This is a genomic window from Paenibacillus sp. JCM 9796 (assembly GCF_055379675.1).
The window spans coordinates 2,217,574-2,230,884 of record NZ_AP043723.1 but is presented as its reverse complement, the minus strand read 5'-3'; the positions used below and the strand labels follow the sequence as shown (position 1 = coordinate 2,230,884).

The 13,311-nt window shown below is 56.8% G+C and carries 7 protein-coding genes; 6 read left to right on the top strand and 1 reads right to left on the bottom strand.

Annotation, left to right across the window (positions count from 1 at the left end):
- The first annotated feature begins 393 nt into the window (after positions 1 to 393).
- The gene (locus tag ACZ439_RS10625) at positions 394 to 1,152 is read left to right on the top strand and encodes an acyl-[acyl-carrier-protein] thioesterase (protein ID WP_054795775.1); all 759 of its coding nucleotides are present in this window, start codon (positions 394 to 396) and stop codon (positions 1,150 to 1,152) included.
- On the opposite strand, the gene ACZ439_RS10620 is transcribed toward ACZ439_RS10625, so the two are convergent.
- Positions 1,121 to 3,721 (bottom strand): HAD family hydrolase, encoded by a 2,601-nt coding sequence (locus tag ACZ439_RS10620; RefSeq protein ID WP_464620998.1) that lies wholly within the window; start codon positions 3,719 to 3,721, stop codon positions 1,121 to 1,123. The two genes, ACZ439_RS10625 and ACZ439_RS10620, sit on opposite strands and share 32 nt — an antisense overlap.
- A 498-nt stretch (positions 3,722 to 4,219) precedes the next feature.
- On the opposite strand from ACZ439_RS10620, the gene ACZ439_RS10615 reads away from it, so the two are divergent.
- The 5 genes from ACZ439_RS10615 (at position 4,220) to bacA (ending at position 13,275) form a co-directional block, all read left to right on the top strand.
- Positions 4,220 to 9,016: an immunoglobulin-like domain-containing protein gene (locus ACZ439_RS10615; RefSeq protein ID WP_464620997.1), complete on the top strand. Its 4,797-nt coding sequence runs from the start codon at positions 4,220 to 4,222 to the stop codon at positions 9,014 to 9,016.
- Between the two features lie 183 nt (positions 9,017 to 9,199).
- The gene (locus tag ACZ439_RS10610) at positions 9,200 to 9,517 is read left to right on the top strand and encodes a metal-sensing transcriptional repressor (protein ID WP_054795790.1); all 318 of its coding nucleotides are present in this window, start codon (positions 9,200 to 9,202) and stop codon (positions 9,515 to 9,517) included.
- Between the two features lie 23 nt (positions 9,518 to 9,540).
- A complete protein-coding gene (gene copZ, locus ACZ439_RS10605; RefSeq protein WP_054799133.1) occupies positions 9,541 to 9,741 on the top strand; it encodes a copper chaperone CopZ in 201 nt (66 codons plus the stop codon).
- A 143-nt stretch (positions 9,742 to 9,884) separates the two neighbouring features.
- Positions 9,885 to 12,314 (top strand): heavy metal translocating P-type ATPase, encoded by a 2,430-nt coding sequence (locus ACZ439_RS10600; protein WP_464620996.1) that lies wholly within the window; start codon positions 9,885 to 9,887, stop codon positions 12,312 to 12,314.
- 163 nt (positions 12,315 to 12,477) lie between these two features.
- Positions 12,478 to 13,275, top strand: a complete 798-nt coding sequence (gene bacA / locus ACZ439_RS10595) for an undecaprenyl-diphosphate phosphatase (protein ID WP_127606785.1) — start codon at positions 12,478 to 12,480, stop codon at positions 13,273 to 13,275.
- The last annotated feature ends 36 nt before the right edge of the window (positions 13,276 to 13,311 follow it).

Genomic DNA, 13,311 nt, shown 5'->3' with positions numbered 1-13,311 from the left:
CACTTGCGTATCCATCGCATCTTAGTCCTTCGTTCGCGGAAGTTTTCCATATCCGTCGTTTCCGGTACGTCCGGCGGGAGTCGGTCGTTTGCGTTCCCGGGGGCAAGAAAACGGCCCGCACGCGGCGGGCCTAAAGCTTACTATATGAAAAAAGGGGGGTTAACTAAATCATAACCTATGAATGTTAAGAGAATATCATCGCTATGTTTCAAATGCGTTACATTTCTGCCGCGTGTGCGGTTCTCGGGAGAGGAAACAAATAGGGACAAGGGCCGTTGACATACGGACAACGGTCCGGTATGCTTCGGAAAGCTTGCTGCAGGCAGGCGAGTAAACCGAGGCGGCCGAATCGAAGGCATTCGGGGCTTCCTGACGAAAGGGAACGGATCGAAGATGGAGAAGCGCGCTGTGTACACGAACACGTACCGTATTGCTTTGGGTGATGTCGATTTTCTAAAAAGCATGAAGCTGAGCGCCGTATTCAACGCTTTTCAAGAGATCGCAAGCAGACATGCGGATCATCTCGGCTTGAGTATTCAGGCTGTCGAGCTCAAGCGGAATGCGGCGTGGATATTAACCCGCATCCGCGTCGAGCTGCTGCGCCGCCCCCGGTGGAATGAAGAGATTCGAATCGAGACCTGGCCGCAGCCGCCGAAGAAATATGAGTTCGAGCGGGATTATGCGGTCATGGACAACGAGGGGAACGTCCTGCTGAGGGCGGTTTCCACCTGGGTCCTGCTGGACATCGACAAGAGGGAGCTCTTGAAGTCCGACTCGGTGGCGATCGATCTCCCGGCGTTCGAGACGAAGAGAGCCATCCTGTGCAAACTCGGCAAAATCAAGCCGTCCGGTACGCCGGAGCCGGTTTACAAGCGGGTGATCGGCATCAGCGACATCGACGTTAACGGCCACCTGAACAACTCCAAGTATGTCGATTTCATCGTCGATTGTTTTTCCATCGAGCAATATCGAAGCTGCCGGGTGAAGTCGATCCAGGTCAACTATGTCCAGGAAGCGCTGCCCGGCGATACGATATCGTTCTTCCGCGACGCATCCGCGCTGGCGGAAGCGGGCCTGATTTATATCGAGGGGCGGAGCGAGCAGGACGGGCGCACGATTTTTACGTCCGAGCTGGAAGTCGAGGCGCTGTAAGGAGAGTCAACACCGGCGCGAGGAACGGATCGGCAATCGTCGTTCCGGTTTCCGCTGTGCCTCCCGATCCGGCTTCCGTTCCTTCCCACGTTCCTTCCCACGTTCCTTCCCACGTTCCTTCCCACGTTCCTGCCCCCGTGCCGCTCCCCCGAACGGCTTGCGCGATCGCTTCGCGCCACGCGACGACCTCGGCCTCGGACACCGAGGCCAGCCAAATATGCCGCCGCCCGCCGCTGGACTCCGCACGCTTCGCCGCAAGCAGGAAGGCGGCCCAGCTCTCCTCCCGCCGGGGATCGACGATTTCGGCGATGGCGAGCTTGTGCAGGAAGGCGGCGCGTTTGGCGGCTTCCAGGAAAGCGCCCGATCCGACCAGATGCAGGGCGGCTGCCCCTTGCTCCTTCGCCGCCAGACACATCCGGAGCAGCAAGCCTTGATAGCCTGTCGCGTCCTGCTGCCGGAGGTGATGAAGGTACAGCTCATACGGATGCCGCCGCGTCAGCGTGCCCTGAGGCCAGTATACGTTAACGACCGACGGGTCATAGCTCCCGTAATCGAGGAAATGCAGGCGTCCGTGCTCGAACCAGCGCTCGTCCACCGGCTCGCATATGCGCGTGTACGTTCCGAAATGGTTATCCTGATGCCGGAGATTGCCGAGCAGCGAGGCTTCTTGGGGCGTCGGCATGTCAATCAGCCGATGCAGCGGTTTGAAGGATTCGCGGGCGCCCAGCGCCAGGCGGCAATCCGGGCGTTCCGCTTTCCACGCGTAATAATAACGTTGAAATGCCAGAGCCCCCTCCTGAAAAGCGCGCTTATAGGCGAGCTCCTCCCCGCTAAGCGATACGTGCGCCAACTGCGGCTGTACACGGCCCTGCTCGTCCCTCGCGTATCCCGTCGTCGAGCCGAAGGCGCCCATCATCAATTCTTCGAGAAAGGCGGGACTGCGCACCAGCGCTTTGCCGAGCTCCTCATTCTCGCCCGAGCTGCCGAGGAACGAACGAATATCGATTCCCTCCAGTAGCAGGTCGCCGATTCCGGCGCCGCCGACGGCAAGCAGATGAATCGTCGGCGGATCTTCCCCGGCCCGCGATGCCGCGCCTTCCGATTGCTCCGGATGTTCCGGACGAACGCGACCGTATTTCAACGCGGCGTGCAGCGACTTTTTGATGTTGCCGTGAAAGCCGATATCCAACGTCACCATACGCTCCGGCGTTTCGCAGGTCTGCTTCAAGTAATCGCACAACAGCTGCCGGTGGTGCGCGATGGCGGCGTCGATTTTCGCGCGTGTTCGCGCTTCGAGCAGAAACCGCCGCAGCTTCTCAAGCAGCGTGCCGGCCTGCTCATCCTTCATCGTGCGGCATTCCTGCAGCGAGAGGCCCAGCGCTTCCCCGAACGCGTGCGCCTCCTCGGCCAGGCCGAGCTTCTGCAGCAATTCGCCGACCTTCGCGTCGCCGGAACGGAACAAGCGTTCAAGCTCGGCTTCGTCGAAGCGCCTGAGCGAAGCCAAGTACGTCGCTTGGCGCGATACGTAAAGCGGCACAACGCGTAGCGGAATGCCGCGCGAACGAGCAGCCTGCTCCAGCATAGGTGTGAGCAGCACCCCTTCGCGCATCAGCGGATGCACTTCCGTGCGGTTCTCCGCGATGCATACGTCAATCGCCCAGTCGCACAGCGCCGTCAAGAACGGACCGGCCATCCCCGCGCCGATCTCGTGAAAGGCTGCCGCCTCAGCAGCGGCAGGCGCCCCGGTCTCCGGCTGACGCTGACTGACCCCCGCCAGCTTGCGCAGCGATTTCAACGGCGGCAGCACGTTGCGATGCCGGACCGCCTCCCAATGGTAAGCGCTGTCGAAGGACTCGGGCACGACCGCATAGTGAATGGCGCGAATGCGCTGCAGCGCAGCGCCTCGCACGTCCGCCCGCTCGTTGTCCCCGATATGTACAATCGCTTCGCGCGACAGGCCGGGGCACAGCTCCAGCAGCCGTTCGAACAAGCCGCCCGTCGACTTATTCCGGCGCTGCTCTCCTGAGACGAGCAGCACGTCGATCTCCGTGCGCTCCAGCCCCGCCGCCGCCAGCAGGTCCAGCAGCTGCTCCGAGGACAAGTACATGTCCGACAGGAGGGCGATCCGTTTGCCCGCAGCCTTGCAGCAACGCAGCAGGGAGGCCACGTTCGGGTTCAAATAACACGTCTCGGCCTCCGTGGCGAGTTCGATGCGCAGAACCTCCTCCGGACGGCCGAGATGCGCTGGCATTTCGGCGTAGATGTCGCTCAATGTAATCTCGTCGTGGCCTTGCAGCCGCAGCTGCTTATCCCGGGCCCGGCGTTCGGCCGTTCCGCGCATCGAGCGGAATTCGTGCGGGCTGACGGACCGCTTCAACGAGCCGGACGAAACCGCGTGTTCGGCCGTTCTCCTGAAGACGTCGGTAGGATGGTCGCACGCCCGCAGCAGCAGCGTATCGAAGATATCCAGGCTGAGCATTTCTATTTTTTCGTACGTACCGTCTCTGGCCAGCGGCGCCAAATACCGGTCACCTTTCCATAAATCCAGGGAATGCAGCATACGGTTCATCCTTACAAGCCTCCAATTCATCGACCGGTTAAACCGGCAACCGGCATCGGCTTACCCGATGGAACAGCTGCGGGAAGGTCGTGCTATATCCTTCGACGTTCGAGGCTGATTTCCTTGAAACCCGGAAGCGGCTTGTACCGTTCGCCATGGAGAGTTTCTTGCCGGAGGGCACACGTTTCATTTGTTTAACAATCATTTACAGTAACCATAACGTACATGAATATTCAAGCTGTTAAGCTATGCCCGGCATCCCCTTTCATCCTTAATCGGATTAAAGTTTGACGCAGTTAATGGTTTGGGCGATGGACGGAATGCCGTCATGGGCGGCACCGGGAAAAACTTTATATGCTTGGTCAATTCGGCCCGTTAATAGTTCGAAAGTCAATCCCTATCTCTCCTTTTATGGTATAATTATACTACTATTTATCGATCCGAAGGGAGCAAGCTCGCATGTTTGGGGATGAGTTTCATTACATACGGCAGAGAGGAAAGCCGCGGATGCGGATGAGGTGGCTGCTGCCGTTCTTCTTCGCGCTGCTGTTGATTTTGCCGATGGCCGTGTCCGATAAATCCGCGGCTGCTTCGATTTCCGGCGGAACGGGTACGGATTTGCCGATCGCAGCGCACGAGCAGAATGATGTCACGCTGCTGCCGACAGCCGGATTAACCAACCCGGGAGCGGGCACGTATGCCTTCAAGGTAAACAGGCAATCGGAACCCGTCAGCATCGTGGAAAATCCGTCTTTGACCGGATTAATCGTCGGAACCGAAGATCTGACTTCTCGTCTCAATGCTTTCGATCCGCATTTTGAATTCGATGTAGACGTCCCGTACGGTCAGGAGAGCATCGACATTACCGCATATAGCATGTTGCAGTCGACCATCACTTTGCATTTAGGTACGGAAACGATGGAACCGGGCATCCCTTACCATTTGTCGTTGACAAGCGGATCCAACACATTCGTCATCACGACGACTTCGAATGACGGCAACCTGCATGTGTCCTATACGATCCGGGTACACCGTGCTGCTCCGAGCGCTGTTGATCATTTGAGCGTAACGGCGTCGCCGGAAACTGCAAGGGTGTATAACGAGACCGAATGGAGCCTCTCCTTTACGCCTACGGAGCCATTGACGCACGAAGATAAGATTTATTTGGCCCTGACGCCAGGGTTTACTTTCAATTTCAAAGAAAACAACAGGATTTATTGGAGCGGCCTCCCTGCGGTGACGGTGAACGACATTCCTGCCAGCGCCGTCATCCTTACGACAAACACTTCGAACGAGGACGTTCTGGAAATTTGGCTCGGTGAGATGCCTGCTTCTTCGACGGCTAACGTTGTCTTGAAGCAAGGAGCTCTTCGTAACCCGCCGACGATGGGCAGCGTTCAATTTCAAGTGACGACGAGCAAGGACACGACTCCGGCTGTCGCTTACGGTACGATAGCGCCAAGCTCGTTAAACGTGGCAGCCTCCAATCTGACGGCAAGTGCGCAGAACGTCGCCTATAGGTTGACCTATACGGCGAGAAGCGAAATCAGCGAGCATAACCGGATTTATTTGAAAGTGCCGTTCCATATAAGCAACGAGGCGGCCGAAACGGTCCGGTTAAATGATACGGCGCTGCAGCACATCGGATCGGATGGGAACGGCGTGTACTATTTAACGCCTGCGAAGGATCAGATCATTGCAGCCGACAGCCCGGTATCGCTGGAATTTAGCCCCGCGGCGGGCATTGCCAACAGCTGGCAAAGCGCAGAGCCTTTGCTGATTGGGGTAAGCACCGATGATCAAAAACAGGTTTTGGACTATTTCCCCGTTATCTATGAGATGGACGAAACGAAACCGACCGGCGGCTTTACGGTGAATGGCGGAGCGGCCAAGACGTTCTCCCGCCGGGTAACCTTGGATTTGAGCGCAACGGATGGAACGGGGTCCGGCGTGTCCGGCGTCATCGTATCGGAGGATCCCGAATTTGAGCATACGGCTAATTACCCGTATGTGCCTCAGATTGATTATTTGCTCAGAGGGAGTGATCCGGTTCACACCCTTTATCTGAAATTTTCGGACTGGGCGGGGAACGAAAGCGACCCTTATACGGCAACTATCCAGTACAGCAGCGAATTGAACTTGTCTTCGTTGGCTGTGGACGGCGGTTACGCTGTTTTTCCCGAAGTTTCGGATGAGGCTCAGCATTACTATATCCAGGTGCCGAACGATGTAAGCACCCTAAGTTTGACGCCCGAGACGAACGATCCAGACGCCGTTCTCTCGGTATCGCCCGATGTGCTGGATGCGAACGGTCGAATTATGCTGCCTTCGCTGAGGCCGGGCTCGAACGAAATCACGATTACGGTTTCCAAGGGTGCCGATCACAACGTATACGGACTGACGGTTTTCCGTGAATCGTCTCCGCTGATCGGCATCAACAATGGAGATATCGTGTCTCTAGGCTCCAAAGAATGGATCGTCGTCGATAAAGACCGCCGCGAGCTTTTGTTGAAAGAGGTCGATACGGGCTGCCCTGACTCGACGGACAATGACGGTACTTGCCATTGGGGCGTCAGCGGTTCTTCATGGTACTTTGAGGGCGCAGAAGCGGAAGGTTATGTGTTCCGGCCCGAGCAGCCAGGGAGTATCGCCCATTATTTGAACCACATGTTCTGGGGGGAGCTGGGTGCCGATCAGAGCCTGGTTCAGCGTCATCCTTTCGATCAAACCCTGTATTTGCTAAATTACGAAGCTCCGCTTGCCGACATGACGAGAAGCTCGTTCGAAAGTAAGGTTGTAGCGAATGTAGGCCTGCTGGGGGTTGACCGGTATGAAGCGCTCAAGGCGGAGCTGTCCGCTTACGAATCGGAGTTCACGTATTTTCTGATGAATCCGATTCGGGCGGAGTCCGAAAATGCTCATTTCATATTGGCCGTAGATCCATTGGGCCATGTACGCTACTCGGACGCCCCGTCCGCGGTTCGTCCGGTTGTGTATTTGAAGCCGAGTGTTAGCAAGACGACCGGCAGCGGCGTTGCCGGCGATCCTTACCTGCTGGCCGAAGTGGCGGGCAACGCGGATATCGCCAAGGTTCGGGTAGGGGAAAACGACTTCGAATACGATGCAAGCACGACGCCCCCGGCTTGGTCGGCAGAGGTGGAGGCGGAAAGCGTCATGCTGTCGGTTATCATGAGCGACAGCAGCAGCTCGTTTAGGGTCCACGATACATCGCCGGCTGCTTTGAGTTATACGGTGAACGATAACACGATTACGATCGATCCGCTTCCGAAGGGCGTTTCGACGCTTCATCTGACAACAACGGCGACGGACGGTACGACCAGGCACTATGACGTTCGCATCGCGCGTCCGGCGCTGAGCGCGCTGGATATGGTGCTGGAAGCGAAAGCGGCATTAGACGAAAACGAAATTAAAAGCGATAACTTGAGTCTGGCGAGCGTCACGCAAAATGTGCATTTGCCGGTTATCGGTTTGCACGGTACGACGATTGAATGGCAAAGCGATCAGACCGCTGTTGTGGACGTGGACGGTACCGTCCATCGCCCGCCTTTTTACGGGACAAACGCGAATGTTACGTTGACAGCGACGATTCGTAAAGGAAACGCATGGCAGACAAAGACATTTGAGTTAACGGTGCTGAAGGCCGAGCCGGCAACGGCCGACCATGAAGCGGCGGTCGCAGCCGCGAAGGCGGCGCTGACGTGGGAGTCGATCCGCGGCTGGAACAGCGCGCCGGATCGAGTGGTTTCGAATCTCGCCCTCCCTACGAAAGGCGCAAGGGGAACGATGATTACATGGAGCTCCAGCGCATCGTCCGTCATTTCACCAAACGGAACGGTCACGAGAGCCGCCTACGGTTCGGGCGACATTACAGTGACGCTGACGGCAAAGCTGACACGGGGCAACGCGAGCGCCCTGCAGCCGTTCACCCTTACCGTTCTTGAGGAAGAACTGGCGACGGACACGGATGCCGTCGCGGTAAACGCGGCCTATCATGCCTTAACTTGGCTGGAGCTTCGCCAGGCGAACACGGACATCGATAGCGTGACGTCAAGCGTGTACCTCCCATCCGCAGGTGTACAAGGAACAACGATTCAGTGGAGCTCGAGCCAACCTTCGGTTATCGCGCTGGATGGAACCGTCGTGCGACCGTCGTACAGCCAGGGCGATGCTTTAGTAACGCTGAGAGCGGTCATTAGCCGCGGCGGAGCATACAGCGAGAAGCTTTTTGCGGTGAAGGTGCTGAAGCTGGAGCCGACAGGGGCGGAAGACCAGACAGCCGTAGAGAGAGCGAAAGTCGAGTTGACGGAGTTCATCCATACGTCCTATAACCTGGGCGGTATTACGACGAATATGCAGTTACCTGCGACAGGAGCGCAAGGTTCATCGATTTCATGGAGTTCGAGCCATACGGCGGTGGTCGGTAATGACGGTACGGTGAATCGACCGGCTTACAGCGCGGGCGATGCGACGGTTACCTTAACGGCTACGATTAGCCGGGGCGGGGCAAGCGTTCAACAACTATTTACGGTTACCGTTGTAAAAAGGGCCCCGTATCCTATGGGTGAGCCTGTAACTGCGGATACCAACCGGCCTATGGTATTTAACGGCGGCATCATCCTTAATTTGGCCGGTGCCAGCGTGGGCAGCGGTGCAACCGTATTGGTGACCGCCGGCGCAACGGACGATATGAGACCAGGCATGCAAGTAGCAGGCAGCGTGGCACATATTTCACTGTCCAACGTAACGCTGGCTCCGGGCAGTACCGTTGCCCTTACCTTGCCGGTGAATGCCGCGGCGGACTTATCCAAAGTCGGAGTATTCGACTACAACGAATCGACAAAACAATGGGAAGCTTTACCAACATCCATCGATCCGGATACCCGTCAAGTCACGGTGCACATCTCGCACTTCTCCACGTACGGGGTGTTCGAAGCCGATACGGCGGCTGCGCCGATCGTTTCGTTCAACGAACAATCTCAGCTTGTGCTGCCTTCCGTGAGCGGCATATCTTATTATTACTCGCTGGACGGAACAGAACCGGGACGAGAGTCGCTTCTTTACAATCCGGCAGCCAAGCCGACAATCGGGCATACGACTCCTGTACACGTGGTGGCGGTCGAGTCCGGTAAACGGAACAGTTCGGTTCGGGCCGCGGCGACATTGGAGTATGTCATCGGGCAGGCGAAGAGTCTCAGCGATTGGAATAAGGACGGGAAGGTCGATTCGTCCGACATGAAGGCGCTGCTGAAGCTCATTCCGGCCCGCCGTGAATCATCTGAATAAAAGGAGGAGGCTGACGATAAGCTGCATGTCGTCAGCCCTTATTTTTCAGTAAAAGGAGGAGATTTAGTCAAATAAACGACTTTATAAAACCGTTGACATAGGGTAGGGGGGTACTGTATGATATCGGTATCGGAACAGGAGGTGCCCACCATGATGAACAGTTCTCACGAAGTCGAAGATCCGATGTCCTGCAGCGATACTCTCTGCTACCCGCCGGACGATGCAAGAAAGAGCCATCATTTCGAGAAAGAAAAGGCCAGCCTGACTGCGAGATTGAACCGCATTGAAGGTCAGATTCGCGGCGTTAAAGGCATGATCGAGAAGGATGCGTACTGCGACGATGTGCTGAACCAAATCGCGGCGGTGCAAGCGGCCTTAAATGGAGTCGGCAAGCTGCTGCTCGCGGCCCATATGAAAAGCTGCGTTATCGAGCGGATCGAAGCCGGCGAAAGCAACGTGATCGACGAACTCCTGATTACGGTTAACAAATTAATGAAATAATATCAGCGAAGGAGGGATACCGCATGTCGAACGTTACGTTGAAAGTAGAGGGCATGTCCTGCAACCATTGCGTAAATTCCGTCGAGGGAGCGCTGAAAAATTTGGGCGCTGTCGGCAAAGTAGACCTTGCAGCCAAATCGGTAACCGTCGAATTCGACGAAAGCAAGGTTTCCTTGAACGCGATTAAAGAAGCGATTGAAGATCAAGGCTATGATGTCGTGTAACGACGAATCGCGCGAAAGAGAGCACCTGGGTATTAACTTGGTGTGCTCTCTCTTTCCTATAACTCGACAACAGAATCGACATAACCGGATGTAAAGCGGCGATTGCAAGAGAGGCCAGGAAGTGTGTAGGGGAGAGCAGAGATATGGAGAAAACCGACCAGGCAGGAACGCAGCAGCAGACGACTTTGCAAATTACCGGGATGACCTGCGCCGCTTGCGCCAACCGGATTGAGAAGGGGCTCGGCAAGCTCGATGGCGTCACCGAAGCAACCGTCAATTTCGCACTGGAACAAGCGTCGGTCACGTATGACCCGGATCAAATAAAGCTCCAGGATATGGAGCAAAAAATCGAGGCGCTTGGTTACGGTACCGTCAAAGAAACGGCCGATTTCCAAATCGGCGGCATGACGTGCGCGGCTTGTGCGACCCGCATCGAGAAAGGGCTCGGCAAGCTCGGCGGCGTCACTCGCGCGAATGTGAACCTGGCGCTCGAGACCGCCCGTATCGAGTACAATCCGGCCCAAGTGTCGATAACCGACATGGTGCGCAAGGTCGAGCAGCTAGGCTACACCGCCGCCCTGAAGCAAGAGTCCCGGGAAAGCGGGGACCACCGGCAGCAGGCGATCCGCAAGATGCGGATGAAGCTGCTCGTATCAGCCCTCCTTTCCCTGCCTTTACTGTGGGCGATGGTCGGTCACTTCTCCTTCACGTCCTTCATCTGGGTGCCGGCTCTGTTCATGAACCCGTGGTTCCAGCTCGCGCTGGCCACACCGGTACAATTCGCGATCGGCCGCCAGTTTTATACCGGCGCTTACAAAGCGCTGCGCAACGGCAGCGCCAACATGGACGTGCTGGTGGCGTTGGGCACTTCAGCGGCTTATTTTTACAGCCTTTATCTTACGGTCCAATCGTTGAACGCTCACGGGCATCAAGTCGAGTTGTACTATGAAACAAGCTCCGTCCTGATCACGTTAATATTGCTCGGCAAACTGTTCGAAGCGCTGGCCAAGGGACGTTCTTCCGAAGCGATTAAATCTTTGATGGGGCTGCAAGCCAAGACGGCGCTTGTCTTCCGCCAAGGGCAAGAGCTGGAAATCCCGGTGGACGAAGTGATGGCCGGCGACGTGATCATCGTGAAGCCGGGCGAGAAAATTCCGGTGGACGGCCTCGTGCTTGAAGGAACGTCCTCCGTCGACGAATCGATGCTGACGGGAGAAAGCATTCCCGTGCAAAAAAGCGCCCAAGACCGTGTCATCGGAGCTACATTAAACAAGAACGGCATGCTTAAAATCCAGGCGACAAAAGTCGGCAAAGAAACCGCACTGGCGCAAATCATTAAAGTCGTCGAGGAAGCGCAGGGCTCCAAAGCGCCGATTCAACGGGTAGCGGACGTCATCTCCGGCATCTTCGTGCCGATCGTTGTCGGGATCGCCCTCGTCACGTTCCTCGTCTGGTTCTTCTTCGTCGAACCGGGCGAATTCGCCGGGGCGCTGGAGAAGGCGATCGCCGTGCTCGTCATTGCCTGCCCTTGCGCGCTGGGACTAGCGACGCCGACTTCCATCATGGCCGGCTCAGGGCGTTCCGCAGAGCTTGGCATCCTGTTCAAGGGCGGCGAGCACCTCGAGGCGACGCACAGAATCGACACGATCGTCCTGGACAAAACGGGCACGGTAACGAAGGGCAAACCGGAATTGACCGACGTGCTGCCTGCCGAAGGCATCGACCCATCCAGCTTCTTGCGTTGGGTGGGCGCCGCGGAACGCAACTCCGAGCACCCGCTAGCCGAGGCGATTGTGGCAGGCGTCCAAGAGCAGGGCCTTGCCCTGCCGGAAGCCGGGCAATTCGAGGCGATTCCCGGCTTCGGCATTCGCGCCGAGGTGGAAGGCAAGCAGATTGCCATCGGCACCCGGAAGCTTATGACGCAGCTTGGCGTTAGCCCCGGCGCGGCGCTTGAGACGATGAGCATGCTTGAAGAGGCTGGCAAAACCGCCATGCTGGTCGCCGTGGACGGTACCTATGCAGGGATGGTGGCCGTCGCCGATACGATCAAGGAGACATCGAAAGAGGCGATTGCCCGCCTGCAGGCGCTCGGGATCGAAGTCATGATGATCACCGGCGACAACGAACGGACGGCTCGGGCGATTGCCGCGAAAGCCGGTATCGACCGGGTGCTGGCCGAGGTGCTGCCGGAAGGAAAAGCCGCCGAAGTGCGCAAGCTGCAAGACGCCGGCCGCAAGGTGGCGATGGTCGGCGACGGCATCAATGACGCGCCTGCGCTTGCGACAGCGGACATCGGCATGGCGATCGGAACCGGAACGGACGTCGCCATGGAAGCGGCTGACGTAACGTTGATGCGGGGCGATCTTAACAGTATTCCGGACGCCTTCTTTTTAAGTAAAAAAACGATGAGCAACATCCGCCAAAACTTGTTTTGGGCGCTCGCCTATAACGTGATTGGCATTCCGATCGCAGCAAGCGGCTTTCTCGCCCCTTGGCTCGCGGGAGCCGCCATGGCGCTCAGCTCCGTCTCGGTCGTGCTGAACGCGCTGCGCCTGCAGCGGATGAAGCTCTAATCCCACCTTCGACAAGCCGGGCCTTGATGGTCCGGCTGTTCCGGTTTTGCTTGGCAAAATGGCCAACCAGGGATCAGCCGTCTTTTTCCGCTTCTCTCTTGACTCCCGATCCTCTATAATGAGGAATGGTGGACAATAGAGAGTATATGGGAGTGTGAGGAAATTGAACGACTTTTGGTCGGCCGTCATTCTGGGCATTGTGGAAGGATTGACGGAGTTTTTGCCCGTATCTTCGACGGGTCATATGATTTTGACGGCGCACTTGATTGGTTTCACGGGCGAAAAGGCGAAGACGTTCGAGATCGTTGTACAACTGGGTGCCGTTCTAGCCGTATTTGTCTTGTATTGGCGGAGGTTTTTCGGCTTTCTCAACTTGAAGCGAAGCCTCTCGAACAGCGGTCGAGTCAACCTGATTCATATCGCGCTGGCCATGCTGCCCGCGGTCGTCGTGGGCTTGGCGCTGCACGATTTGGTCAAGAAATATTTGTTCGGACCGGGAACCGTGCTCATAAGCCTGGTGGCCGGAGGAATTCTGATTATTATAGCCGATCGGGCCCGCGTGCGCGTGACGGCCGAGACGATGGACGACATTACATATAAGCAGGCGTTCGGGATCGGCTTATTTCAATGTTTAGCGTTATGGCCGGGTTTTTCACGCTCGGGCTCGACCATTTCCGGAGGGATATTGCTCGGGACGAGCCAGAAGGCGGCAGCTGAGTTTACGTTCATCGTGTCCGTGCCGATCATGTTCGCCGCGACCTTCCTGGATTTATACAAAAGCCGGGATTTGTTGTCCATGGACGACTTAGGTCTTTTCGTTACAGGGCTGGCCGCTTCCTTCATCGTCGCGATGATCGCCGTGGTGACCTTCCTGAACATCATTAAACGACTGAGCCTATCGTGGTTTGCGTATTACCGTTTTGTGTTAGCGATTGTATTTTACCTCATTCTGTTCTTATAAAACGGGCCATTATTTAGAGACCCCCCGTTAATTGTC

What these genes read in the sequence shown, in the direction of transcription:
- ACZ439_RS10610 (WP_054795790.1), top strand. Translation starts at nt 9,200, where the DNA reads ATGTCCTGCAGCGATACTCTCTGCTACCCGCCGGACGATGCAAGAAAG.
- ACZ439_RS10615 (WP_464620997.1), top strand. Translation starts at nt 4,220, where the DNA reads ATGCGGATGAGGTGGCTGCTGCCGTTCTTCTTCGCGCTGCTGTTGATT.
- ACZ439_RS10600 (WP_464620996.1), top strand. Translation starts at nt 9,885, where the DNA reads ATGGAGAAAACCGACCAGGCAGGAACGCAGCAGCAGACGACTTTGCAA.
- ACZ439_RS10620 (WP_464620998.1), bottom strand. Translation starts at nt 3,721, where the DNA reads ATGAACCGTATGCTGCATTCCCTGGATTTATGGAAAGGTGACCGGTAT.
- ACZ439_RS10625 (WP_054795775.1), top strand. Translation starts at nt 394, where the DNA reads ATGGAGAAGCGCGCTGTGTACACGAACACGTACCGTATTGCTTTGGGT.
- copZ (WP_054799133.1), top strand. Translation starts at nt 9,541, where the DNA reads ATGTCGAACGTTACGTTGAAAGTAGAGGGCATGTCCTGCAACCATTGC.